At 60.7% G+C, this 25322-nt stretch carries 17 protein-coding genes; 5 read left to right on the forward strand and 12 right to left on the reverse strand.

Translation table 11 applies throughout. The annotated features are described in order from the left end of the window. Positions 1 to 215 precede the first annotated feature (215 nt). Positions 216 to 905 carry a prepilin-type N-terminal cleavage/methylation domain-containing protein gene (locus tag J3R75_RS04945; RefSeq protein ID WP_307260253.1) on the forward strand — a complete coding sequence of 230 codons (690 nt, stop codon included), beginning with the start codon at positions 216 to 218 and terminating at the stop codon, positions 903 to 905. Positions 906 to 1163: 258 nt separating this feature from the next. Here J3R75_RS04945 and J3R75_RS04950 read toward each other — a convergent pair whose 3' ends face one another. From J3R75_RS04950 to J3R75_RS05000, 11 genes are all read right to left on the reverse strand, one after another. Then, entirely contained in the window at positions 1164 to 1769 is a 606-nt protein-coding gene (locus J3R75_RS04950; protein WP_307260255.1) for a hypothetical protein, read from the reverse strand. Further along, a complete protein-coding gene (locus J3R75_RS04955; protein ID WP_307260256.1) occupies positions 1769 to 5194 on the reverse strand; it encodes a hypothetical protein in 3426 nt (1141 codons plus the stop codon). Before J3R75_RS04955 ends, J3R75_RS04950 begins: the two co-directional genes overlap by 1 nt. Positions 5195 to 5615: 421 nt before the next feature. Further along, positions 5616 to 7619 (reverse strand): alpha-galactosidase, encoded by a 2004-nt coding sequence (locus J3R75_RS04960; RefSeq protein ID WP_307260257.1) that lies wholly within the window; start codon positions 7617 to 7619, stop codon positions 5616 to 5618. A 70-nt stretch (positions 7620 to 7689) separates the two neighbouring features. After that, positions 7690 to 10770 carry a hypothetical protein gene (locus tag J3R75_RS04965; protein WP_307260258.1) on the reverse strand — a complete coding sequence of 1027 codons (3081 nt, stop codon included), beginning with the start codon at positions 10768 to 10770 and terminating at the stop codon, positions 7690 to 7692. Positions 10771 to 10969: 199 nt separating this feature from the next. Next, the gene (locus tag J3R75_RS04970; RefSeq protein WP_307260259.1) at positions 10970 to 11626 is read right to left on the reverse strand and encodes a DUF1559 family PulG-like putative transporter; all 657 of its coding nucleotides are present in this window, start codon (positions 11624 to 11626) and stop codon (positions 10970 to 10972) included. Between the two features lie 139 nt (positions 11627 to 11765). Beyond that, positions 11766 to 12440: a DUF1559 family PulG-like putative transporter gene (locus J3R75_RS04975; protein WP_307260261.1), complete on the reverse strand. Its 675-nt coding sequence runs from the start codon at positions 12438 to 12440 to the stop codon at positions 11766 to 11768. An 82-nt stretch (positions 12441 to 12522) separates the two neighbouring features. Next, entirely contained in the window at positions 12523 to 13143 is a 621-nt protein-coding gene (locus J3R75_RS04980; protein WP_307260262.1) for a DUF1559 family PulG-like putative transporter, read from the reverse strand. 319 nt (positions 13144 to 13462) lie between these two features. Next, positions 13463 to 14134 (reverse strand): DUF1559 family PulG-like putative transporter, encoded by a 672-nt coding sequence (locus tag J3R75_RS04985; RefSeq protein ID WP_307260263.1) that lies wholly within the window; start codon positions 14132 to 14134, stop codon positions 13463 to 13465. Between the two features lie 287 nt (positions 14135 to 14421). Beyond that, positions 14422 to 15072, reverse strand: a complete 651-nt coding sequence (locus J3R75_RS04990; RefSeq protein ID WP_307260264.1) for a DUF1559 family PulG-like putative transporter — start codon at positions 15070 to 15072, stop codon at positions 14422 to 14424. Between the two features lie 371 nt (positions 15073 to 15443). Beyond that, positions 15444 to 16466: an NAD(P)H-dependent flavin oxidoreductase gene (locus J3R75_RS04995; RefSeq protein ID WP_307260265.1), complete on the reverse strand. Its 1023-nt coding sequence runs from the start codon at positions 16464 to 16466 to the stop codon at positions 15444 to 15446. A gap of 125 nt (positions 16467 to 16591) precedes the next feature. Beyond that, positions 16592 to 17560, reverse strand: a complete 969-nt coding sequence (locus J3R75_RS05000; RefSeq protein ID WP_307260266.1) for an NAD-dependent epimerase/dehydratase family protein — start codon at positions 17558 to 17560, stop codon at positions 16592 to 16594. A gap of 167 nt (positions 17561 to 17727) precedes the next feature. Here J3R75_RS05000 and J3R75_RS05005 point away from each other — a divergent pair, with 167 nt between their 5' ends. The 4 genes from J3R75_RS05005 (at position 17728) to trpS (ending at position 22161) form a co-directional block, all read left to right on the forward strand. Beyond that, the gene (locus tag J3R75_RS05005; RefSeq protein WP_307260267.1) at positions 17728 to 19071 is read left to right on the forward strand and encodes a glycine--tRNA ligase; all 1344 of its coding nucleotides are present in this window, start codon (positions 17728 to 17730) and stop codon (positions 19069 to 19071) included. A gap of 65 nt (positions 19072 to 19136) precedes the next feature. Continuing rightward, complete coding sequence (locus J3R75_RS05010) at positions 19137 to 20429, forward strand: S41 family peptidase (protein ID WP_307260268.1); 1293 nt, start codon at positions 19137 to 19139, stop codon at positions 20427 to 20429. Positions 20430 to 20463: 34 nt separating this feature from the next. Beyond that, on the forward strand, positions 20464 to 21072 hold the full coding sequence (locus tag J3R75_RS05015) for an MBL fold metallo-hydrolase (RefSeq protein ID WP_307260269.1): 609 nt from the start codon (positions 20464 to 20466) through the stop codon (positions 21070 to 21072). Between the two features lie 117 nt (positions 21073 to 21189). Next, on the forward strand, positions 21190 to 22161 hold the full coding sequence (trpS, locus tag J3R75_RS05020) for a tryptophan--tRNA ligase (protein ID WP_307260270.1): 972 nt from the start codon (positions 21190 to 21192) through the stop codon (positions 22159 to 22161). A gap of 880 nt (positions 22162 to 23041) precedes the next feature. On the opposite strand, the gene J3R75_RS05025 is transcribed toward trpS, so the two are convergent. Further along, complete coding sequence (locus J3R75_RS05025) at positions 23042 to 25165, reverse strand: glutamine--tRNA ligase/YqeY domain fusion protein (RefSeq protein ID WP_307260271.1); 2124 nt, start codon at positions 25163 to 25165, stop codon at positions 23042 to 23044. Positions 25166 to 25322 lie beyond the last annotated feature (157 nt).

The raw sequence follows: 25322 nt of genomic DNA on the forward strand, positions 1-25322 counted from the left end.
GATCAGTATTCTGATCAGTCGGATCAGTCCGATCAGTCCGATCAGTCCGATCAGTCCGATCGAACTTTCCTCTCTCCCCCGCCCGCAACGAAATCGACTACGTACGGGTCTACGAGGGTACATAAGCACCGGCAACGGTGGACATTGTCATGAATTATTTATATCTGATCCGAATTACTGCAAATTAAACCCAACAGCAGAAAAGGAATGAAATCATGAGAACAAGTCGGTTTTTCCGCGGGATCTTCGCCTTCACCCTGATTGAGCTCCTGGTCGTCATCGCCATCATCGCCATTCTGGCGGCGATGCTGCTACCGGCCTTATCCAAGGCGCGGGACAAGGCCCGCACCATCAACTGTGCCAGCAACCAGAAGCAAATCAGCACGTATCTGCTGATGTACACCGACGAAAACAACGAAACCACGCCGGCAGTCAATGGCAATTTCAACGGGCTCTATTCCGGCAAATGGCTTGACGCGTTGACGCAGTTCAGCCATCCGGGCATATCCCGCACCGACTGGTGCCACACCATCGCCGTGCCTGGCGGCCGCCGTCCGCGCGATCCCTACGCATGCCCGACGGGTGAACCCGCCATGGATGTCACCAAAGACTCCCGGCACTACGGCATCAATGTCACCGGCTACCACAAACGCGCCATTAGCACGCTCACGGCGCCATCCATGCTCATGGCCTTTATGGATATTGACAAAACCGACGGCAGCTGGCCGGACCCGAGCTGCTCCGTTCGCGATAACGTCATCGCAGGCAGCCGCGGCTACTACCGCCATGCCAGCGGCTCCGGCGCCAACGCCGCCTACGCCGACGGCCATGTCGCTTTCATCGGCAGAAATAACATTCCCTTCAACAAAGACGCCACCGACGGTCAATTCTGGATCAGCAAATAAAGGCTGACGGCAAGGCGAACCACGCGCGTACCTTTTTGGGACCGACCGGGGCAACCCAGGCGGTCCTTTTTATTCGCGGACGAATCGGACGGATCCGACGGATCGGACCGATCAGTATTCTGATCAGTCGGATCAGTCCGATCAGTCCGATCGAACTTCCCTCTCTCCCCCGCCGCCTCACTCGCGCGGGAAGATGCCTAACAAAATAATCGGCGTTAATCTGCGCAATCTGCGGAAAAGAATCTGCAGAACATTTGCTCATTCGCTGATGCGTTCGACGACGATATTGCGGAAGGCGACTTGGCCGGTGCCATTGCCTTCCATGCCACAGAGGAGCAGCGCGCGGCCACCGGAGCCAAAGGGCATGGTCGTTGTAAAGGACACCTCGCGCCAAGGAAAAGTGCCCGCGCCGACCGCCGCCGCCGGCCATTGGGTTTTAGCGCCCGCCACCGGTATCATCAGGCCGAATTTAATGTTGCTGATGTTCTTGACGTTGTCGCTTTTGACCTGAGCACGGAAGCGGTATTTGCCGCCCTCGGCCAAGTCCAGCCACTGCTTCCACACCGTATGCTGCTGCTTCTCGTCGTCGTTTTCCAGCAGCAGATCGGCGTCCTGGTAGAATTCGTGCACTGCCGTGTAGGTCACGGTCATTGCCGGCAGGCCCTGTTTCAGGCCGGCGACGCGATCGGCAGTTTCCTGCAACACAGCGGCCTTTTCGGCGAGTTCCTGAGCGCGGCGGCGCAGCTCGTCGTGTGTTTTTTGTTCTTGGGCCAACTCAGCTTTGAGGGCGCGATTGGTGGCCAGTTCGTCGCCGCGAATCAGCAGCGACCCCGTCATAATGGCTATCAGTACGCTTTTATGCATCAGTCGGCACTCCCCATTTGCAGATGAACAAGGTGATCGAAGCCCGGCTTGGCGGCGGCAGCGCCGCGCGCCGGGAGGACCAGCGCGCGCGTTTCCCCGTCGGTGGCGGCGCTGAATTGGTACCGCCCGGCCCGCGGGAACTGAAACCACGCGCGGCCTTCTGCGTCGGCGGGAACGCCGTAGCGCTCGCCGCGCTCGGACGTACTCCAAACCACCGCGCCAGGCGCGGCGTGGACGACGCACTCGGCGTCCCGCGCCGGCACCAGTGGCGGCTGCGGCAGCAGCGAATCGCGGTAGGCGTCATTGACGGCGTTGCGGACGTGGCTCGGGCGGCTCGCGTCAAACCAATTGAAGGCCGTGCTGCCATAGCTGGTGGCGACGATGTTCGTGCACAGCGGCTTGTAACCCTTGCCGGACAGCGCTGGCCACGGCAAGCGGTAGTAGGGGAATTGGTCCGCAGCCAGTCCCGGCGGCAAGGTACCATTGGCCTTATGGTCCTTGATCATGGTGGCGGTGACGCCCCAGGGATTGCCCTGGCCGCTGTCGTCGAGGCCCACGAAGCCATCGAGGCCGAGGCCCATGTAGATTTGCCCGGGTATGCCCAGTTCGCGGTACAGACCAGCAATTTCGCGGACGCGCGCGGCCTTTTTGGCCACCTGGCTGGGGATAGGCCCGATCCAGTTGTCCCAGGCACCATAGGAGCAGTACAGCGTTTCGCCGAAGATCACCGGCCGGTACTCGTAGACCTTCTGCCAGTTAACCACCCAGTCCCGCACATTGAAATCGGGATAGTGGTAGTTGGCGGTGTCGCAGGGCGGGTCTTCGAACCAGCGGCCGCGCCGCGTCTGCGTGCCGATATCGCCATTGCGGGTCATGACCAGCGTCGGTTCGAGACTCTTGACGAACTGGCCGTACATGGCGCCAATTTTGTCGTTGCGCACATTGAAATCGGCCTTTTCGGCGGTGTCCCATGCCTGGGTGAGAATCTCATTGTCTGTCGACCAAACAACCACGCTGGGGTTGTTGCGCAGCATGCGGAACCAGCGCCGGTAGTTGTCGAGGTTGTACTGGTGGGTGGCGGTGGCCGGCCAGTCGGGCAGCGGAACATAGTTTTTCGGGTCGTTGCTGCGTTTACTGGGGTCGTCATGCAACCTCGGGTACGACTGCGCGTAGATGAGCATGCCGTAGCGGTCGGCCTGCCGGGCGATTTCCGGCGCCCAATAGTCGGAGTCGTGGAGGCGCAGAATGTTGATGCCGTCCAGCCGATACAGCGGCCAGAAGACATCGCCGAGCTTGCTGATGCCCCAGGGCGCGTGGCCGACATCGCCCTGCAAGATGATGCGCCGACCATTGAGGTAAAAATCCGTCGCGTGTATCCAAAACTCGCGAAAACCGAAGGTCTGGCTATGGCGGTCGACGACCTCACCAGCCACGACGAGTTCGCTGACCAGCTCATACACCTGCGGCGTGCCGTAGTCGCCGCCAATCCCCCAGCAGACGGGATCAGCCCACAGTGTCGCGTTGCTCACCGTAATCATACCGCCCGCAGGCAGCGCCACGGCCTGTTCGGGCAGCCGCAGGCGCAGCCGTTGGCCATCAGCCACGACTTGCCGCAGCGTGCCGGCGACGGCATCGCGGCCACTATTGGCGAGCTCGGTCTGCACGCTCAACTCGGCATTGCGCCAGCTGGTCTTGATCCAGCTGTCCTGCACCCGCGCCGGCGCCGTGAAGTCGATGAAGATGTCGCCGCGCAGGCCATAGAAGCGCGTCACAAAGTACGAATCGAAGTCCAGTTCAATGAGGTTCTCGCCCGCGCGGACATTCTTCAGCGGTATTTCGACGATGCCGATGCTTCCCAAATACTCGCCGCAATACTCGCCATTGACATAGACCTTGACCTGCCCGTCGATATTTTCGCAGACGAAAGTCGCCTGGCTGGCGCCGTCCGCGACAAAATGCCGGCGGTACCACGCTTTCCGCTGAAAGCGCAGCATGTTGATGTCCAAATCATCCCAACCCGGCAGTGGCTCGACCTTGCCATAGCGGTTCTTGGGATCGAGCTGGCGAACGGGATACTGCCCGACGCGGAAATACAGGTCGCACATCGCCTGCGGTAGCAGGAAGGACGACCACTCCTGGCGGTCGGCGCTGATCTCCCACTCGCCATTCAGGCAAAGCCGTGAACGACGGGTCAGTGGCGGCAATGGCTCGTCAATGCTGCGTGGCGCTCGCGCCACCGCCTGCCGCCGTTGCGCGGCGTAGGCATCCTCGCGACGCGTGTATTCGGCGGTGAGACGCTCCTGCGCCTGGATGACCGCCGCCTCGAGCCCGTCCTGCTGCTGTCGTAGCCGCTCATTGGTTTCGCGAAGCTCGCGCAGGCGCTGCGGCAACTCGGCATTTTCGCGCAGGATGTCCTCGCGCGAATACGCCGTCAAGAGCTGCTGCAATAGCGCGCACTGCTTGCCGTCAGCATACACAGCCATCGTGAGCAGCTGTTCGCCGGCGGCAACAGCCACCGCCATATCCCATTGTTCGCCGCTGACCAATTCCCGCTGCTGGCCCTGCAATTCCACACGATAGCGCACAGGCGCAGCAGCAGCGACGCCGTCTTCGCCCCCCTGCCCCTGCCCCGCCGCCGCTGCCGGCTCCGGCGCCCAGAATTGCACGCGCAGATCCTGCTGGCCGGCGAAGAGCGGCCCATCGCCAAAGGCGAAGCGCGCCATGAAGCCGGCGTCATAGGCTTCCGCCTGGCGCTCGCGGCCGGGGTGATCCGTGAAAACGCGGATGTCGCGCAACGGCTGGTCGGCCAGGTCCGACAATGCCGCACAAAAGCCGCAACCGTGCGTGCGATCGACAATTTTGAGCAGCAGGCGGTTAATGCCGCGCCGCAGCCGCGCCGGGTAAATGAAATTATCGGGCACGACGGCCTGCGAGCTGTTGGCGCGACCGAGGAGGCGGCCATTCAGCCACGCCTTGTGGTCGTCGTCGCTGCCCATGCGCACGTTGATGTCCTGATCCCGCGGCGATTCGATGTAGCAGGCCGCGTAGGCCGCGAAGTAATCATCAATGGGCATGAACATCTTGTCTAGGCTGATAATACCACGATCGAAATGCCGCGCAGTCCACGTGATGGGAAAACGCCTGGTCTCCGTGAAGCCCCATTCGTTGGTCGACCCGATGCCGGCAATCAGCTTGCCCTTGTCGGCAACAAATTCCGCCTCGTCGCTCATGCCGGGATATGGCCGGCATTCGGCCTCGCTTGCAAGAAAATCCGTGTCGAGGCCGCGGCCACGGCCGTCCACCTGGTAGCTCGGATAGGGCCCGGCCAGCAGCCAGTCGCGAATGAAGCCATCGTCAGCCAACACCTGCGCAAATACCGGCAGGGTCGCTATCATCACCGTGAAACCCACGCGTTGCAACATCATCAGATCCCCATGTTCGTGCTTGTCATCGCCGGCGGCAAAGCCCCGCCCGCACCCGCAATGTAATGCCACAGACATTTTTTCCGCAGTCATGCCTTGGACGTTCACACTCATTGGTAATCGGTCAGTGTACACCCCGGCGCTTCGCTGGGACAATTTGCAGGAAACCCACGGCCCGCCGCCGCCCAACCATCCGACCTTGATTTCCGCCGACCTTTGCGGCAGCGTGTTTCATAGGAGTGATTGATAACCAAAACTGTGGTGCCTCTACGAGGCACTGTCTGTTGGCAGGCTGCTTCCCCAGGCTAAAGCCTGGGGTTAAGCATGATTAAGCGCCTACGGCGCAAAAACATGGCACTCGAGTGATGGTGGTTTTTGGCCCAGATCGGACAAAGCAAGTCATCATATCGGCCAAGTAACATGGTCACAGCGCGTGGTAATGCAGCACGGTGGCGCCGCGCGGCGGCAGGGCGAAAGCCAAGCCGTCTTTGCTGAGGCGCCGGCCGCTGGCGGAATGCTGTCGGCCATCACGGAAATCGCTAAGGACGTAGTCGCGGTCGGGGTCCAGTCCGCGCAGGCGAAGCTGGAATGACGCATCGGACGCGTGTTCATTGCGCAGGAGAATAACTGCGCCAGCCTGCCGCGCGGAATCATGGAACTGCCGGGCCAGCCAGCGGTCGTCGCCAAAGAGTTCCTCGCTGAGCAGGTAGTAGTCGCCGTCGACGAAAAAGGGCCGCAGTTGCGACCAGCGCTCGGCGATGGCCAGCATGCTGTCGGTGGCGAAGCCCTCGGGGAAGCACAATGGCAGCAGAGTCATGGGCGCCATGCTCGCCGTGGCGGCGAAGTCGTCAACGGCGCGATCCTTGTCCTGCAGGCAGAATTTCTGCGCATCTTTGAAATACATCAGCCACTGATAGAGCACGTGGTGGTAGCGCTGTTTATCCACGTAGAGTTCATAGCCGTAGTCGCTGTAATGGAGTGGTACGGCGCGGCGCATGGTTTCGAGGTCATTGCGGCGACCGCCGGAGGAGCAGGAGTCAATCCACAGCCCGGGATTGGCGGCAAGGAGGGCGTCCCAGTAGGCCAGGTAGCCCTGGATGTAGAGATTCTCGCAGATGCCCTGGCGCTGCGGCCCCTGCGCGGCATCGGCCTGGCGCCAGTAGGGCAGCGGATCGAAATTGAAATCCTGGCGATAGACGCGAATGCCATTGTCGCGGATCTGCCGATTGATCTTATCCGTCAATGCCTGGCGGCAGTCGTTATTGCCGAGATTGAGCAGTGAATTGACATTACCGGGCAATTTGATCCACCAGTCATCGGGCATGCCGTCCGTGCCCAGACCGGCGAAAATACGTTCGGGTTCGAACCACAGCAGCAGTTCGGCGTTCTCGCTGGCGAGTTCGTCGGCGATGGGCTTGAGGCCCTGCGGGAAGCGCGCCGGATCGGGCCGCCAATCGCCCGTATAGACCCAATGCGTGGGCTTGTCGGCCATCCATGGCGACGCGGTGCGTTTTTCCGGCGGCAGCGTGCACGGGTACCAACCGGCGTCGATCCACCAGCTATGGAAGTGGAAGCCCTTGGCACGAGCCTCACGAATAAACGCGAGCTGAGTGTCGCAAGTCTCGCTGCAATGCTCGATGTCGGCGCTGCGGCGGGCGTAGCCGCAGAGCCGCGGCTGCAGGGGCTGACCATCGGCGGCACGCGGCAGAATATGCGCGCGGTACCACGCCCGCCAGCAGTTCACCGGATCGTCCGCAGCGGCGAAACTCATGACAGTCAGCCGCGGCGTGCGGATGCGCTCGCCGGGCCGCAGAACGCAGGCCAGCTCGCCCTGCCCGGCGCGCCACTGCACGCCGTCAGCGCCGATGTCGTAGTGGCATTGCCACTGGCCGGGCCAGCCGATGGCCAGCGCATAGCCGCCGTCATCGCCCAACAGCCGGAAGTAGGGAAAGGCGCCATCGCTGGGTCGGCCGCCGCGATTGGCGAAATGAAGGTCGTCGCCTTGAGCCAGGGCGGTCGTGCTGAAGGAGTAATTCTTGTCGTCGTGGGATTCGGCAACGCCGCTCCACAGCCGCCAGGGCGCACCGCCGGCGGCCATGGGCAGGGTCAGGTCCGCGCCCATGAGTTCGCTGATGGGCGCGGTGTCGTCGCTGCCGGCATTTTCCAGCCACAGAACCCACTCACAGACGGGGTGGTCACGATAAATCGTAAGCTCGAAGCACAGGCGCAGGCCGCTGGCGGGATCGCCGCCGCTCAAGGTGACGCGTTGCCGGCAGCTGTCGATGGTCTCAAGCCGCCGTTGCGGCCGCCAGCTCGCGGGAATACCGTGAAGCAGCTGGCCGCCATAGCGAAACGACAGGGGCAATGCGCCTGGATCGGCTGTCAATTGCTGTGCGAAGTGCCCATTGCGAAGCAACGCATCCTGCATAATCCGTCCTTTGTTTGCGAAGCGTTGGGTGCCACGCAGGGCACGCCGCGCCCGACGCGCCTCATGGTCCTTATTTGAGATAAAGCACGAAATCGTGGGTCGATGGTGGCAAGGCCAAGCCAGCGGCCGTCCTGGTCAGGGTCACGATTTTGTCCTCATTGAGATCGTATGCCTGCCAGCTCGTGTAAGGGAACGCGTCAAAGGCCAGCGCCGGCCGCGCTTCGCGGACTTCGCGCACATACACCGTCGGGAGCTTGGGATCCGGATTGACGATGGCGGCGGCATTGCGCAGGTAGATCAACGCCTGACCGTCCTTAGCGACCAGCGCCGTCGCCTGATAGCCGTCAGCGGGCCGGGCGAAAGACGGCACTGCCGGCAGCTGATCGAGGTCGAGCGTGGCGAGGTCCAGCACCGCCGGGTAACCGGCGGCCTCGTCGGCGGGCACGGTATCGAAATCCGCACCGAGAGCCATGAGTTTCCCCACCAGTGCGAAGCAGTCGTTGTTTTTAGAAGCGTCAGCGGGCATGGCCAGCGCCAGGGGCGGGCGGCGACGCTGGAAACTGCGCAGGTCAGCGCCGAGAGCGGCGAGCACGCGGGTGGGCTTGCCGAGTTCGTCGGCCTTGCTGTCCAGATCAACGGTCCAATACATGACGCCGACATAGCCGGCGGTGAGGGATAGCCACACCTGATCGCGGGCAAAACGGGTGCCATGGGGAACGATGACACTGTCGTAGTCCACGCCCGCCCGTGACCAGTAGGTCGCCGGGAAGACGCCGCCTTCGCCGGTGAGCGACGGCTTGCCCGACGCCATGCACCACTTGGCCCGCGTGAACATCAGCGCGCCGCGATCAGCATCGGGCCGACCGGTGTTATAGGGATGATCGCAGAACAAGTCGATGTTCGATTCGCGCCATTGCACCGGCGCCGGCCACAGGATGGGATGGGGATTGGCCAAGATCAGCGTGTGGGGATCAATGGAGCGGATGAAGTCCGAGATGTCATTGCACCACGACATGGGCGGCCGAATCATCTCGTTCTCGAATTCATAGCAGAAGATCTCCTCGCGATCCGCGAGGATGGGAATCAGCTCGCGCAGGTAGTCCTTCTGGCAGGCGATCACGTCTTCGTCGAGGTAGCGGTCGTAGGGATTGACCAGGAGGCGTTTTTCCACCAGGAAGCGCCGACGGTGTGGCGGCAATGCCGCCAATTCGTCTTCGCTGTAATGCTGCATGACGACCTTCTCCAGCACTTGGCTGTTGCCGTAGGGCGGTTTGACGTAGTCTTCGCAAAGCGCGACATTGAATTTGATGCCCAGCGGCCGCGCCAGGTCGAACATGCGCAGCACGGCCTGCAGCTGGGTGTGGTCCACTTTGCCGACCAGGTCCATATTGCGCAGCATCAGCCGCAGCGCCGTCAGGCCGCGCGACGCGCAATGCTCCAGGTAGTCCTTGACCTTCTGCTCCACGTCCGGCGCCCACGGATAGCCGTACTGGTAGTTGCTAGGCCCGCAGGGAAAGAGGTCCAGCGAGCGCTGCAGGCGGCCATTTTCCTGCGGCTTGCCATGCGGCCAGTTGGCGTACAGGCCGCCAAAGGGCGTGAAAAGTGCGCCATCCGGATGTTGCAGATAGCCACTGGGGCCAATGCTGATGGTGTCCTGCCGTTGCTTGGGCATGGGCGCGATCACGCTGCACCAGGTCTGGCCACGGCGACCCTCGGCGTCCTCAAGCGAAATCACGTAGTTGCGTTGCGGCGTCGCCGGCACCGCGATGCCCACCGTCGCCGGATTGCCCCGCAACGGTCCCTGAGCGATTTCGGCGCCCTGCCAGCGCGGCGCGGCGATGTCCACCGCCTGGCGGTTGCCGAATTCGTCCAGCCCCCACACCGACAGCGTCTGCGTCGTCGCCGTGCTGAGGACAAAGGAGCGCTCCAACTGCAGATCGTAGGACACGATCGCCGCCGGTGTCACCGCGATGTCAGCCTTGGCCGCCTTGCTTTGTCGGCCATAGTCGTCCGCGAGGCCAACACTGAGGGCGATGGTCCCGGTGCGCTTAGGCGCGGTCAACGGCAGCGTGAAGGCACCAGCAGCGTCCGTGCGGGCTTGGCCGTGGCGCGTTTCAGCATCGCCCTTGGCCGTTTGGCAGTGCATGACCCAACACAATGGCCGGTCGGCCAGCACGCCGCCGGCAGCGGCGCGGACGACAACCCGCTGCGCGTGCTCAGCTCCCGCCGTGAGGGCCGTCGGCAGAGCCGTGAATTCGCAGCCGGCGGCGGCCGCTGTCGTGGCCAGGTCGTCCTGGCGGAGCACTGGCAGTTGCAGTACCTGCGGCTGCCGGGGCAGCACGCGCACATAGTCCACCCAGACGGTGACGCCGGCCTGCTTGGGCAAGTCTATGCGCAGCGCCCGGAACAAGCGGCCATCCCAGAAATCCGGCAGGCTGCGCGGCAGATAGATGCGGGCAGTATGGGGCCCCACACCCGGCACCCGGAACTGCCCCTTGCGGTAGGTGCCCGTCGCGTCAGTGACGAAATAGCCCCACTGCAGGTCGGGCTGGCTCTGCCGCACCCGCAATTCGAGAATGGTGAAGAGCGACGAGTCGAGCTTGAAGGGGTCGTCCGCCGGCGGCGTGCCAAACATCGTCCCCCAGATGAAATAAGGGTCGCTGCCCGTCACCGGCACTTTCATCCAGCCGTCCTCAATCGTCACCGGGCCAATGTGTTCCGGGCGGTCGCCCCAGGCCTGAATGCCGCACTGGTCCTCGGCAAAATCCCATTCGTGGCCGAGGACGATGCGCGCGAAGTCGTCCTGGGGCTCCGGCACTTCCGCCAGCCGCGGCGACGGCTGCCAAGCCGCCGCGTCGGACCAGTACACCAACACGCACGCCGGCCGCTCCGGCCCAATTTCGCCCGGTAGTACAAAGCTCACCACGTCGCCATCCACATGACAGGCCAAAGGCGCGCCGGCCTTTTCCGACAATACCAGCCGGCAGCGCTCCGCGTCAGCCAGCTTGACCGTCACTGGCGGCTCCACGCGGCGAACGCTGCTGCTTATCTCCAGGCACTGCCGCCGGGACGCCTCAGGAAAATGCCACGGGAGTTCTTGCGCCACACAGGCCAGCGCCAGCGAACTAAGTACGACCATCGGTAGTTTCATGGGTGCCCTCATGTTGATGATGATGCAAAATGACGGGGTAAGGCCGCGGGACACAGCCGCGCGACATCAATTCGCCGCTACGCTCCAGCCGTATAAACAAACGGACGCAAATCCGTTCGATTTGCGCCCGCGCTGTTCTCATGTTCACTATATTCGCCAGTCAACGCCAGCTGGGCGACGGCACCGCCGCCGGCGGCCGTTAGTTGTTTCTGAACATCTTGACTACACTTGCGGCCATATTCTGGTGGCTCAAGCCATCCACGTGACCATCACAGAAAAGGTAGTGCGCGCCGCCATTATGCCGGGGACGATAGGTCGCATTGCCCACGGGACCGGCAGTCGACGTCGTCAGGGGATTGGCTTGGAAACCACCCGTATCATGCACGTTGGTGTACCACGACCCCGAATCCACACCAGGCTCCTTCGAATCCATGATCACGGCAAGCTCCGATGGCCGCTTGATATCTGCCAGGCACACGGCTGCCTCCGTACCGCCATTGTCAAAATTTCTGATGATATTCCGGTTGCAGCCATAATCCGCAATGTTGTGATGTTTTGCCTCCGACGGACAGTAGAAACAGGGGTTGCGCCCAAGATTGCCGGTCGTGCCCGGCAGCACCTCGTTAAGTTTGTCCTGCCAGAAGGGCGTCTTCCAGTTGCCCATGGGCGGATAATACTCTTTGTAGCTATCCGTATAGAGCATCACCGCCGTGCCAATCTGCTTCAAGTTATTGCGGCAGGCAATGCTTCGGGCTTTGTCCCGCGCTTTGCTCAAGGCCGGCAACAGCATCGCCGCTAGAATAGCAATAATCGCAATCACCACCAATAACTCAATCAAGGTGAAAAAACGCCGCATGCACTGTCTCCTGTTTCTGTTCTTTTTAGGGGCTTCTTGGGGGCTTGTTTGGGGGCATTTTAGACAAAAAGACTCCGGTGTTGACGACCTACTCTCTCGCCGTCAACACCGGAGCGTTTCGGCCAAAACATTGTAAAACTTACAGCGCGTCGATCCCGAACAGTTTACGGCAGTTCGCGGCCATGACATTCTGGTTGATGCCCTCGACATGGCCGTCACAGAATAGATAGTTCATTTCGTTGCCATGGCGCGGCAGGTTGCCGCAGCCCGGGCCGGCCGTGGTCGCAGTCAGTGGCGCGTTATAAAACGTGGATGAGTGCACATTGGTGTACCAAGATGCGACGTAGCTACTCGACGACGTAATGTACTCTTTCGACTCCATAATCACGGAAATCTCCGACGGCCGCGTGATCTGGCTCTGCGCTACCGACGCCGCTGGGTTCGTCCTGCAATTCGAGATGATCCGCTGATTGTTGCCGTAGTCCGAAATGTTGTGGTGCTTGTCCTCGGAGGGGCAGTAAAAACACTTGTTGCGCCCAAGATTGCCCGTGGTACCGGGCAGGACCGAATTAAACATGTCCTGCCAAAATGGCGGCGCCCAGTTACCTACCATCATGGGCACGTAAGTGCCGTTGTTTTCATCCACATAGAGAATCAAGGCCAAGCCGATCTGCTTGAGGTTGTTGCGACAGCTGATCGCACGGGACTTCTCTCGCGCCTTGCTCAGCGCCGGCAGCAACATCGCCGCCAAAATCGCAATGATTGCAATCACAACCAGCAACTCAATCAGCGTAAACCTCGCCAGAGCCCTCATGTGTGTTTCTCCTTGCTGCTATGCGCCATTAACAAGCAAACCCAATTCATGCTTTACACAAAAACTTTACGCAGTTGTTCTCTTATATGCCCGTTTTCTTCCACCAGCGGTAGTTACCGGGCGAAACCAGCGTCGCCCATTTGTTCCAGGAAGCATGGCCGTCAATGTGGCCGACATTGCAGCCGTCATTGTGGTGTTTGGGGACAAAACTCGTAGTGACTACGGGGCCGATATACGGGCCGGGACTGCTCTGCCGGCAATCGCCCATCATGATCATCTCGCTGGGATGGGGAATACTCAGACGTTTCACCGGACCGCCGCGGGGATCAGCAGGATGCTTAAAGCCCAAGGCGCCATTGGCGGCATAATCGGCTGACCCATTGTAGGAATGGTAATTCCAGCCGTACTCGTTGGCCATGGTCGATACGTAGGACGGGCAATTGAAGATCTTGATGTCACCCACGTAGGCATTGAGCAGCGTCGACCACTCAATCGTGTCGTTCATCCAGGCGCAGGGCAGAAAGTCCTTGTAGTCGTCCGAATACATATTCGCACCCAACGTAATCTGCTTCACATTCGACGTGCAGGAAATGCTCCTGGCTTTCTCCCGCGCTTTGCTCAACGCCGGCAGCAGCATTGCGGCCAAAATGGCAATGATCGCAATAACCACCAACAACTCAATAAGAGTGAATAATTTGCGCATAGCTGGCGTCCCTTCTGTAGTCTGGATGGAAGAAAAATCCCTCCAAGTCGTAAATGCCTCTTGCCATTGTCTGCTAGTGATTATAACAATAATGCATTAACAACGCAAGAGAAGTGCAGACGATTTATAGCTACAGCGCAAAGTTTTTCACACTATTCTCTTTATCAGCAACTTGCAACTTTCCTTGCAGTTATTTCCGGGCAGTTATTGCCCCCACAACGGCAAAAAAATACCGCCGCCAACAGCATGATGCGGTTGGCGGCGGTGTGTAATGTCTACGCTTACTGGCGGAGGCTATGCCTGTCACCAGAACGGCGAGTTATTTGCCAGTCTTTTTCCACCAGCGGGCGTTGCCGGGAGAGATCAGCGCGGCGTGCTTGTACCAGGCCACATGGCCGTCCACCAGGCCGATATTGCAGCCGTCATTGTGGTGATTGGATACAAAGGTCGATGTCGAAGCCGGCCCGATTACTGGTGCAGGGCTGCTTTGCCGACTATCGCCCATCATGATCATCTCGCTGGGATGGGGGATGCTACCCCGCGTCACCGGACCGCCGCGAGTGTCACTGCCAGGATACACATAGCCCAACGCGCCATAGGTGGCATAATCGGAAGAGTAGTTATAGGAGTGGTAATTCCAGCCGTATTCGTTATACCAGTCCTTGTCCGTATCGGGAATCAACAAGGCCGCAAGAGCAGTCGCTGACGGCACATACGACGGGCAGTTGAAGACTTTGATGTCGCCCACATAGGCAAGAAGCAGCTTGCCCCAGAAGACGTCACTCATCTTGTAGCAGGGCAGGAAGTCCGCATAGTCGTCCGAATACATGTTGGCGCCCAGCGCAATCTGTTTGATGTTCGACGTGCAGGAAATGCTTCGCGCTTTCTCCCGCGCCTTGCTCAACGCCGGCAACAGCATCGCTGCCAAAATCGCAATGATCGCAATCACCACCAGCAGTTCGATCAGGGTAAAGACTTTTCGCATCGCCATCCATCCCTTCTTTTGCTTCTACATAACAACCATCGCCTCGGCAAAAAAATCTGCGCCTGGGCGACCGTAAAGACACGTACCTAGGCATTCTAGCAAAATTATCATGTCGGCGCAAGGCTTTTATTGCCACTTCGGCAAAATCAAGACATAGTGGCCAGTCATAGATCCCGGATCTGCAAGCTGGGCGGCCAGCCGGCGCGAGTAGCGACGGCTAAGGCGGCCTCATCCTGAACCTAACAACACCGCTGCGAACAGCGCTTTGTCTCCTGTGCGTGTAGTGGGCAGACTTACTTGCCGGTCTTTTTCCACATACGCTGATTGCCAGGAGAAGTCAGGGTGAGGCGCTTGTACCAGGTCGCACGGCCGTCGACATGACCAATAGTGCAGCCGTCATTGTGGTGGTTGGGAACCCACCCCAAGTTGCTGGGCGGGCCGAGGTAGGGCCCTGCATTGGTCTGACGGCTATCGCCCATCATGATCATCTCGCTGGGATGGGGTATGCTCGCACGGGTCACCGGGCCGCCACGGGGATCGCTGGGATGCTTGAAACCCAAACCGCCCTTATTGTCGTAATCCGTGGTTGAAGCGTCATAGCTGTGATAATTCCAGCCGTATTCATTCAGCCAGTCGCCATCAACTTTCAAGTCGGCATGCGTGCCCACATAGGACGGGCAGTCAAAAACCTTCTTGTCACCAACGTAGGCGTAAAGAACCTTCGCCCAAATCTCGGTGTTGTTCATCCAAGCACAGGGCAGGAAGTCCGCATAGTCATCCGAATACATGTTGGCGCCCAGCGCAATCTGCTTCACGTTCGACGTGCAGGAAATGCTCCGCGCTTTCTCACGCGCCTTGCTCAACGCCGGCAGCAGCATCGCCGCCAAAATGGCGATGATCGCAATGACAACCAAAAGCTCGATCAGTGTAAAACGCCTTTGCATTATGAACCTTTCTAATGTACCCGTGCGACTATATAAGAATTACTACTAGTAAGCACAGCCATTCTAAAATACCATTTTTCATGCAGGAAACAAGCACCACGCGCGCTTTTTGGCAAAAAAAGTACAGCGTTGTCGGGTTTGGAAAGAAAACAATGATGGGACGTAGAGGACGTATGCGACGTATGGGCAGATAGTCATCTTGTTCTGTCCCCCACGTCCCCTACGTCCCATATGTCCCATACGTCTCCTCCGTGCCACCCCTATCCGTCTGCAACCGCGTCCTAGCAGCGCCCCAAAAAAGCGGCCCGGCCGCGGCGCTGTCTTAGCGTCTCGGCTGGGCCGTGTACCTGAATGTCGTTTTTCTTATATTCTTACGGGCAGAGCACGTCGCGCACGCGCTGCAGTTCCAGCTCGGTGCCGTTGACCAGGTCCATGATGATATCGTGTACGCTTTCGCTCTTATCGACCAGGCCGACGGACTGCCCGGCCATAAGCGAACCGCGTTGGACATCGCCGTCAATGACGGCCTTGCGCAGTGCGCCCATCCAGAAAGTCTCCACCTGCAGTTGTGCGGCTTCGCGGGTGACTTCGCCGCGTTCGAGCTTGCCGAGGAGGTCCAGCTGCAGATGTCCGAACTCGTCGGTGCCCTTGTTTTTGAGAGCGCGGACTGAGACGACGGGCAGCCGGCTGTCGAACTGCGGGGTGGCGGCAGCATCGCGGGCATTGGCGCGGATGATGGCGTCCTTGAAATTATCGTGGGCAATGCTTTCGTGGGCCACGGCGAAGCGCGTTGCCAGCTGCACACCAGCGGCGCCCATCATGAAGAGGTGCGCGCACATGCGGCCCTGGGTAATACCGCCGGCGACGAATACCGGCACGTCGTCCGTGGTGAAAAGCACCTGCTGCAACAGCACAGTGAGGGTAATCTGGCCGATGTGGCCGCCGGCCTCCGTGCCTTCGAGGATGATGGCGTCGGCGCCCCAGCGAATCATACGGGCAGCAATGGAGTGCGTGGAAGCGAAGCACATGACTTTCGCACCCGTGTCTTTCATCATCGTGATATCATGATCTTTGGGAAAGCCGCCGGCGAAAATCACGTAGGGGACCGGCTTGCGCTTCAGGAGTTCGAGGTGCTCGCGGTAGGCCGGCGCCAGCGTGACCAGGTTCACCGCGAAGGGCTTGTCTGTCAACGTGCGCATCTGGTCAATCTGCTGTTCGAGGATGGCTACCGGCGAATTGCCGCCGGCCAGACAGCCAAAACCGCCCTCGTTGCACACGGCCGACACCAGGCGGGGCTCGCTCACCCAGGTCATCGCGCCACACATGAAGGGATACTTGCAGCCGAGGAAATCCCGGCCGCGGGCAAAATAACGGTCACTCAAGGTCGTTGTCATACGCATAGTCTTTCATTCGTCACGTGGTTGCTTGCACGCGGAGGATGCTGAGCGACGGCATTGCATGGTGCCCCTGCTTCTTCCGCAACGGAAACGGGCTTCGTTTCTCAATAATACATCCGGACTTAGCTCATCACTCCTTTTTCGTACTCAATGACATCACGCAGAATGGCATCCAGCGACCGGGCCGGCCGGTAGCCGATCAATGCCCCCGCGCGCTCCAACGAAGGCACTCGACGCTGCATGTCGTCAAAACCTTCACCATAGGCCTCGGCATACGGAATGTATCGAATCTCCGATGCACTGGCCGTCAGCTCTTTGACGCGCTTCGCCAATCCCTCGATGCTGATCTCTTCGTTGTTGCCGATATTAACGACGTGCCCCCGCGCCGCCGGGCTGTCCTGCAAACGGACCAGCGCCCCGACGACGTCCTCAACATGGGCGAAGCAACGGCTCTGCTGGCCGTCGCCAAAAACGGTAATCGGCTCGCCACGGAGGGCTTGCCGCACAAATGCGGGCACGACCATGCCGTACTGGCCGGTCTGACGAGGCCCGACGGTATTGAATAGGCGCGCGATCACCACCGGCAGCCGCGCTTCGACCCAGTAGGCCAGGGCCAGAAATTCGTCCAGCCCCTTGGCGCAGGCGTAGCTCCAGCGGCGTTTACTGGTCGGCCCCATCACGGTGTCGTCGTCTTCGCAAAAAGGCACCTTGCTGCCTTTGCCGTAGACTTCGGACGTCGAGGTCAGCAAGAAGGGGCGCCGATAACGCGAACAGGACTTCAGGACGTTCTCGGTGCCGCCGACGATGCTCTCGATGGTCCGCACCGGTTGGTCAATGATCAGCCGCACGCCCACTGCCGATGCGAGATGGTACACACAATCCACCTCGCGCACGCACTGGTCAACCAGCGCGGCGTTATTGACGCTGTCCACGATCAATCGCAGGCGCCGGCCGTCTTCCAGCCCTTCGAGGTTCTCGTAGCGCCCCGTGGAGAGATCGTCCAGCACCAGCACGTCATGGCCCTGAGATAGCAAAAGGCGGCATAAATGGGAGCCGATAAAGCCGGAACCGCCGGTAACCAAGATGTTCATGCGCGTTCTCCTGATGGGCCCCGCAAAAAGGCCGTTGTCGTTGTCAGCGCCGGTAATATACTTCCTCAAATCAGCTTTTTTCCTGCCCTTTCCGTGGTATGTTATGGGTTTCCCGTATTAACCACCGTTGAAAGACCTTTCACCCCAGGACGCCTTTTGAGGAAATCATGAGCAACATTGCTGACAACGACACCATGACCAAACTCGTCGCCCTCTGCAAACGGCGCGGCATCATCTTTCAGAGCTCCGAAATGTACGGCGGCATCAACGGCTTCTGGGACTACGGCCCCAGCGGCGTGCCGCTGCGACGCGCCGTCGAGCAGCTGTGGTGGCGCTATATGGTCGAAGAACGCGACAATGTCGAAGGCCTCGACTCCACCATCATCTGCCATCCCGAAGTGTGGCGCGCATCCGGCCACCTGGCGCAGTTCTCCGACTCCATGACCGACTGCCTCGAATGCAAAAAACGCTACCGCGTCGACCAGCTGGAAAATCCCGGCGTCTGCCCAAACTGCGGGTCGACCAAGATGACCGAACCGCGTGAATTCAACCTGATGATGAAGACCTTCGTCGGCCCCGTCTTTGATGAAGAACATGCCGCTTGGCTGCGCGCCGAGACCTGCCAGCCCATCTTCGTCGATTTCAATACCGTGCGCATCGCCACCCGCCAAAAGCTGCCCTTCGGCATCGCCCAGACCGGCAAGGCCTTCCGCAACGAGATCAACCCGCGCTTCTTCACCTTCCGCAGCCGCGAGTTCATGCAGATGGAAATGGAATTCTTCTGCCGCGACGAAGACTCCATGCAGTGGTTCGACTACTGGCACAAAGAACGCTGGAACTTCTACACGAAGGTCCTCGGCATTCCCGAAAACAAGTTGCGCATCCACTGGCATGACAAGCTGGCGCATTACGCCAAGGCCGCCCTCGACATCGAATTCGAATTCCCCTTCGGCTGGGGCGAGATCGAAGGCGTGCATCACCGCGGCACCTGGGACATGTCCCGCCACTGCGAATTCTCCAAGCAGGAAAAAGACTGCAAGTACTACGACCAGGATACGAAGGACAGCTTCTTCCCCACCGTCGTCGAGACGTCCTGCGGCCTCGACCGCATCTGCCTGATGCTGCTCTGCAATGGCTATGACGAAGACAAGGCTGACACCCAGAAGGAAGGCATGGACGAGGACGTCCGCGTCGTCCTCCGGCTCCCGGCCAAAGTCGCGCCCGTGCAGATCGCCGTGCTGCCCCTGAGCAAGAAGCTCGACGAAAGCGCCTCGGCGCTCTTCCGCAACCTGCGCAAGCAATACCGCGCCAATTACGACGACAGCGGCAGCATCGGCAAACGCTACCGCCGTCAGGATGAAATCGGCACGCCCTTCTGCGTCACGGTCGATTTCGACACCGCCAATGACCAAGCCGTCACGGTCCGCGACCGCGATACCATGACCCAGGAGCGCATCGCCATCGCCGCCCTGCCCGCATACCTGCAAAGCAAAATCTACCCCGACGCCTGAGCGCGCCAGCCTCCCGGCCGCGCCGCCCCACGGCGTGGCCGGCCCTCCAACCACGGGTGCCCATCATGCAACGAAGCAAAGCCTGCCTGACCATCCTCTCGCTCGTTCTGGCCATCAACGCCTGCATCGGTTACCGGGTCTTCAGCAACGAGGCGGAAAAAACCGGCGCGGACGAGGTCTTCCAGCATATCGACACCCTTATGGAGGTCATGCAGATCATCCGTAAAAACTATGTCGATATCGACAAAGTGGACTACCAGGAGCTCATCCGCGGCGCCATGGAAGGCATGACCAGCAAGCTCGATCCCTACAGCGCTTTCCTGCCACCGACCGACTTTCAGTCGCTCATGGAGGACACCGAGGGCGAATTCGGCGGCATCGGCGTGACCATCAGCGTCAAAGACAGCGTGCTCACCGTAGTCTCGCCCATCGCCGGCACGCCTGGCGCCAAGGCCGGCATCATCAACGGCGACCAGATCATCAAGATCGACCAGGAGCCCCTGGAAGACGTCGCCGTTGACAAAGCCGTGGCCCGCCTGCGCGGCAAGCCCGGCACCACCGTGGCCATCACCATCTACCGCCCAGCCACCGACGAAACCATCGACCTGACCCTCGAACGGGCGCTCATTCCCCTTGTCAGCGTCGCCGACGCCACCGTCCTCAACGGCACCCGCATCGGCCATGTCCGCATCACGCAATTCATGGAACCCACCGCCGGACAGCTCCAGGCGGTCCTCGAAGATTTCGTCAAGAAGGACGTCGCCGGGCTTATCATCGACCTGCGCAACAACCCCGGTGGCCTGCTGGACTCCGCTGTGGACATCTGCAGCTTCTTCCTGCCGCCGGGGCAGCTCGTGGTCTCTGTCGAAGGCCGCGAAAACAAGAAGATTGAGCGCAGCCACGAAGACGGTTTCAAGTTCCCCGCCGACAAGCCCGTGCTGCTGCTTATCAACGGCGGCAGCGCCAGCGCGGCGGAAATCACCGCCGGCTGCCTGAGCGACACCGGCCGGGCCATCCTGCTCGGCGAAAAGACCTTCGGCAAGGGCTCCGTCCAAAATGTCGTTCAGCTCCAGGACGGCAGCGCCCTCAAACTCACCATCGCCAAATACTACACGCCCAGCCGCCGCGTCATCCATGAACACGGCATCGAACCTGATATCGAAGACAAGCTCAGCCCACAGGACATCATTGCCATCATCAAAAATGAAGGCGACATGGACAAGCTGCTGGCGATCGACAAGCAGCTGAAACGCGCAGTCGAGGTTCTCAACAGCTACCTGGCCTTCGATAGCGGCAAGGGCACCAACTTCAAGAACCTGCGCAGCCAAGCCGTGCCAGCAAAAGCAGCCACGCCTTGACCCGCTGCGCCGACCGCAGAGAGAACCCACCGCCATGACCGAGATTCATTCGTTCACCGTCGGACTCTTGTCCGTCAACTGCTATCTGCTCTATCATCCGGAAAGCCGCGAGTGCTTGATCGTTGATCCCGGCGATCACGGGGACAGCATCCAGGCCGAGGTCCGCAATCTGTCATTGCAGCCCCGCGGCATCCTGCTCACCCACGGCCACGTGGACCACATTTCGGCGGTGCCCGCCATCGCCAAGGCCTACGGCATCCCGGTGTGGATTCATGAGGCCGACCGCGGGCTCTACAGCAGCCCCGCCAATGCCATTCTGCCATGGATTCCCGCCGCCAAAGACCTGCCCGAGCCCTGCGACACAGCGCCGCAGATCGCCGGCAGCAGCTACGAGATCATCCACACGCCCGGCCATACCCCCGGTTGCGTCTGCTTTTACTTCCCCGCCGAGCAGTTCCTGCTCAGCGGCGACACGCTCTTCCGCGGTACCGTCGGCCGTACGGATTTCCCCGGTGGCAACGCCGCGCACCTCATGGCGTCCATCAAGAATAAGTTGCTCGCCCTGCCGGACCGGACCACCGTCTACCCCGGCCACGAAGCGCCAACGACCATCGCCCGCGAACGACCCAATTTCATCAACTGACGACGCGCCACGGCGCCCCGACCAATACCCAATAACATTTTCTTTACAGCTGCCGGCCGGCGCCTCCCCGCGCTACGCCCGGCGGCATATTCGACCTGAGCAGCAGAAGGACCTAACATGGCTGGCAAACGCATTCTCTCCGGCGTACAATCATCCGGCACGCTCCACATCGGCAACTACTTCGGCATGATGCGCCCGTCGCTGTCCCTCCAGGAGGGCAATGACTGTTACTACTTCATCGCCAATTACCACGCGCTGACTCAGCTGCCCGATCCGGCACTGCTCCGCCAACGCACTTTCGATGTCGCCGTGGACTTTCTGGCCTGCGGGCTCAACCCCGATACCACCGTGTTCTTCCGCCAGTCGGACGTGACCGAAGTGCAGGAGCTCACCTGGATTCTGTCCTGCCTGACCCCCGTCGGCCTCCTCGAACGTTGCCACAGCTACAAGGACAAACTCGCCCGCGGCATGGAAGCCAACCACGGCCTCTTCGCTTACCCCGTGCTCATGGCGGCGGACATCCTCCTCTATAACTCACAGCTCGTCCCCGTCGGCAAAGACCAAAAACAGCACCTCGAAGTCACCCGCGATATCGCCATCCGCTTCAATAACCGCTACGGCGATATCCTCACCGTCCCCGAAGCCATGATCCAGGAAGACGTCGCCGTTATCCCCGGCCTCGACGGCCAGAAAATGTCCAAGAGCTACGACAATACCATCGAGATCTTCGGCGAGGGCAAGCCCATCCGTCAGAAATTCATGAAGATCATCACTGACTCCACCCCCATGGAAGAGCCTAAAAATCCCGATACCTGCAATGTCTTCGCCCTCTACAAACTCATGGCGACGCCCGAAGAACAGGCCGAACTCCGCCAACGCTACCTCGCCGGCAATATGGGCTACGGTCACGCCAAACAGGCACTCTTCGATAAATACAGCGAGTTCTTCGCACCCATGCGCGAACGCCGGAAACAACTCCTCGAAAAACCACAGCTCGTCGAGGACGTCCTCCAGGACGGCGCCGCCCGCGCCCGTAAGGTCGCGCAACAGACCCTCCAACGCGTCCGCCAAGCCGTCGGCCTGGCCTGAAGGAAGACACCCGCCACTCGTGTGCGCTGAATGCCCACGGCAAGCCGTGGGCCACGGAACGCCCGAGCCTTCGCGCCCTCACGTAAGGGGCCCCTGCCTTCTTCGCGCCTTCCCGTCTTCGCGTGAGGCAAAAAAAGCCCCACAGCAAGCCGTGGGGCCACGGTACCTTCGCGCCTTCCCACCGGCGGCGTGACTTGCCGCGCCAGCGGCAAGACACGCCGCCAAAATCTGCGTTAATCTGCGGAATCTGCGGATAACAAAGTCTTCTTCGCGCCTTCGCGTCTTCGCGTGAGGCAAAAAAAGCCCCACAGCAAGCCGTGGGGCCACGGTACCTTCGCGCCTTCCCACCGGCGGCGTGACTTGCCGCGCCAGCGGCAAGACACGCCGCCAAAATCTGCGTTAATCTGCGGAATCTGCGGATAACAAAGTCTTCTCCGCGCCTTCGCGCCTTCGCGTGAGGCCCCCTGCGCCTTCGCGCCTTCGCACCGGCGGCGTGACTTGCCGCGCCAGCGGCAAGACGCGCCGCCATCTTCCCTGTCTTCTTCGCGCCTTCGCGCCTTCGCGTGAGGCAAAAAAAGCCCCGCAGCAAGCCGTGGGGCCACGGTACCTTCGCGCCTTCCCACCGGCGGCGTGACTTGCCGCGCCAGCGGCAAGACACGCCGCCAAAATCTGCGTTAATCTGCGGAATCTGCGGATAACAAAGTCTTCTTCGCGCCTTCGCGTCTTCGCGTGAGGCAAAAAAAGCCCCACAGCAAGCCGTGGGGCCACGGTACCTTCGCGCCTTCCCACCGGCGGCGTGACTTGCCGCGCCAGCGGCAAGACACGCCGCCAAAATCTGCGTTAATCTGCGGAATCTGCGGATAAAAAGACGCCTGGAAAGTTATCCGACTTTGGCGCCGGGAGCGATATCGCCATCGACGCCGAGCAGTCGCAGCTCCTTGCCTCTCTTAGCGGCCAGGAGCATCCCCTGTGATTCCACGCCGCAGAGCGTCGCCGGTTGCAGGTTCGCCACCATGACGATGGTCTTACCCACGACATCCGCCGGCTGATAGAATTTGGCGATGCCGGCGACAATCTGGCGCTTCTCGCCACAGTCCACCTGCAGCTTCAGCAGCTTATCGGTGTTTGGCACCGGCTCGGCGGCCAGCACTAGCGCCGTGCGCAACTGCAGCCGGGCAAAGTCCTCAATACCGATCAGGGCGACATTTTCCGGCGCCTTCTCCGGCGCGGCCCCGGCCTTCTCTCCGCCCTTCACGGGCGCGGCTGGCGCCGGTGCGGCCGGCGCGTTGTTTTTCTGGTCCTGCTTTTCGATTTTGGCCCAGCTGTCCTTCAGTCCGACCGTCCGGTTAAACACGGGCTTCTCGGGCTTGTAGTCATAGCGGTCGGCGCAGAAATAGCCCACGCGTTCAAACTGCACGCGGTCCTCGGGCTTAAGCGTCGCCAAGGCCGGCTCGATCTTGCAGCCGGGCAGAACCTGCAGCGCGTCGGGATTGAGATTTTCCACGAAGTCGTGGCCGTCCTCGACGTCCTCCGGGGCTTCTTTGGCGAAGAGCCGGTCGTAGAGGCGCAGTTCGGCATCGATGGCGTGGCTGGCCTCGACCCAGTGGATCGTACCCTTGATCTTGCGGCCGTCGACCGGGTTGCCGCCCTTGCTGTCGGGATCGTAGGTACAATGCACTTCGGCGATGCTGCCGTCGGCATTCTTCACCACCTTTTCGCAGGCGATGATGTAGCCCCAGCGCAAGCGCACTTCCTGTCCGGGCGTCAGCCGGAAATACTTGGGCGGGGCAACCTCGCGGAAGTCGTCCTGATCAATGTACAGCTCGCGACCGAAGGGGATTTTGCGCGTGCCGGCCGCGGCATCTTCGGGGTTATTCACGGCTTCCAGCCATTCGACCTGACCGGCCGGGTAGTTACTGATCACCAGCTTCAGCGGCTTCAGCACCGCCATGTAGCGCGATGAACTCTGGTTGAGCTCGTCACGCAAACAGCTCTCCAGCAGCGCCACGTCCGTAATGCCATTGAACTTGGTGATGCCAGCGCGCTGCAAAAACGCATGAATGGCGCTCGGCGTATAGCCACGGCGGCGCAGGCCGCAGAGCGTCGGCATGCGCGGATCGTCCCACCCGTGAACGTATTTCTCCTGCACCAGCCGCAGAAGTTTGCGCTTGCTCATCACGGTGTAATTGAGATTCAAACGCGAAAACTCGATCTGCCGTGGCTTGTGCACGGGCAGCGGCTGCAGAAACCAGTCGTAAAGCGGCCGGTGGATCTCGAACTCCAGCGAGCACAGCGAGTGCGTGATGCCCTCAATGGAGTCCTCCAGGCCGTGCGCCCAGTCGTACATCGGATAGATGCACCACGTGTCGCCGCTGCGGTGGTGCGACGTGTGCTGGATGCGGTACATCACCGGGTCACGCAAATTGATGTTCGGCGCCGCCATGTCGATCTTCGCCCGCAGCACCTTCGCGCCATTGGGAAACTCGCCGGCGCGCATCCGCCGAAAGAGATCGAGGTTCTCGGCCACCGGGCGGTTCCGCCAGGGGCTTTCCTTGCCGGCCTCAGTCAGCGTGCCGCGCGTCTCGCGGATCTCCTCCGCGCTCTGCTCGTCCACGTAGGCCAGGCCCTTCTCGATCATCATCTCAGCGTATTCGTACATCTTCGCGAAATAATCCGACGCGTAGCGGACCTCGCCTTCCCACTGGTAGCCCAACCAGCGCACGTCCTCCTTGATGGCATCGACGTATTCGACATCTTCCTTGCTCGGGTTGGTGTCATCCATGCGCAGCATGCACTTGCCCTGGTAGTCACGGGCAATGCCGAAATCGATGCACAGCGCCTTCGCATGACCTATGTGCAAATAGCCGTTAGGCTCCGGTGGAAAACGCGTGCGGATGTCGCCAAGCTGGTACTTGCCGGAACGAATGTCCTCGTTGATGATTTCCCGGATAAAATCGGTCGCGGCCGGCAATGCCGGCTCGGCGGGCTTGGCGTGGTCACTCATCGGTCACTTCCTCGCGTTCGTCGTTCACTCGTTCGTGCTTGCACATCCGCCTGCGGCGGAGCAAGTGGCTAATATAATGGCCACAGACACCCTGACAATGCGACAGCGGCACATGCGCGGGTATATTAAGCGACACTGTGGCAGGCGCCACGGCACT

This window comes from Oligosphaera ethanolica, assembly GCF_030814695.1.
Classification (GTDB): domain Bacteria; phylum Verrucomicrobiota; class Lentisphaeria; order Oligosphaerales; family Oligosphaeraceae; genus Oligosphaera; species Oligosphaera ethanolica.

Coding starts and splice junctions, on each gene's coding strand:
- J3R75_RS04945 (WP_307260253.1), top strand. CDS start 216: ATGAGAACAAGTCGGTTTTTCCGCGGGATCTTCGCCTTCACCCTGATT.
- J3R75_RS05000 (WP_307260266.1), bottom strand. CDS start 17,560: ATGAACATCTTGGTTACCGGCGGTTCCGGCTTTATCGGCTCCCATTTA.
- J3R75_RS04950 (WP_307260255.1), bottom strand. CDS start 1,769: ATGCATAAAAGCGTACTGATAGCCATTATGACGGGGTCGCTGCTGATT.
- J3R75_RS04965 (WP_307260258.1), bottom strand. CDS start 10,770: ATGAAACTACCGATGGTCGTACTTAGTTCGCTGGCGCTGGCCTGTGTG.
- J3R75_RS05005 (WP_307260267.1), top strand. CDS start 17,728: ATGAGCAACATTGCTGACAACGACACCATGACCAAACTCGTCGCCCTC.
- J3R75_RS04995 (WP_307260265.1), bottom strand. CDS start 16,466: ATGACAACGACCTTGAGTGACCGTTATTTTGCCCGCGGCCGGGATTTC.
- J3R75_RS04985 (WP_307260263.1), bottom strand. CDS start 14,134: ATGGCGATGCGAAAAGTCTTTACCCTGATCGAACTGCTGGTGGTGATT.
- J3R75_RS04955 (WP_307260256.1), bottom strand. CDS start 5,194: ATGATGTTGCAACGCGTGGGTTTCACGGTGATGATAGCGACCCTGCCG.
- J3R75_RS05010 (WP_307260268.1), top strand. CDS start 19,137: ATGCAACGAAGCAAAGCCTGCCTGACCATCCTCTCGCTCGTTCTGGCC.
- J3R75_RS05025 (WP_307260271.1), bottom strand. CDS start 25,165: ATGAGTGACCACGCCAAGCCCGCCGAGCCGGCATTGCCGGCCGCGACC.
- J3R75_RS05015 (WP_307260269.1), top strand. CDS start 20,464: ATGACCGAGATTCATTCGTTCACCGTCGGACTCTTGTCCGTCAACTGC.
- J3R75_RS04960 (WP_307260257.1), bottom strand. CDS start 7,619: ATGCAGGATGCGTTGCTTCGCAATGGGCACTTCGCACAGCAATTGACA.
- J3R75_RS04990 (WP_307260264.1), bottom strand. CDS start 15,072: ATGCAAAGGCGTTTTACACTGATCGAGCTTTTGGTTGTCATTGCGATC.
- J3R75_RS04980 (WP_307260262.1), bottom strand. CDS start 13,143: ATGCGCAAATTATTCACTCTTATTGAGTTGTTGGTGGTTATTGCGATC.
- J3R75_RS04970 (WP_307260259.1), bottom strand. CDS start 11,626: ATGCGGCGTTTTTTCACCTTGATTGAGTTATTGGTGGTGATTGCGATT.
- trpS (WP_307260270.1), top strand. CDS start 21,190: ATGGCTGGCAAACGCATTCTCTCCGGCGTACAATCATCCGGCACGCTC.
- J3R75_RS04975 (WP_307260261.1), bottom strand. CDS start 12,440: ATGAGGGCTCTGGCGAGGTTTACGCTGATTGAGTTGCTGGTTGTGATT.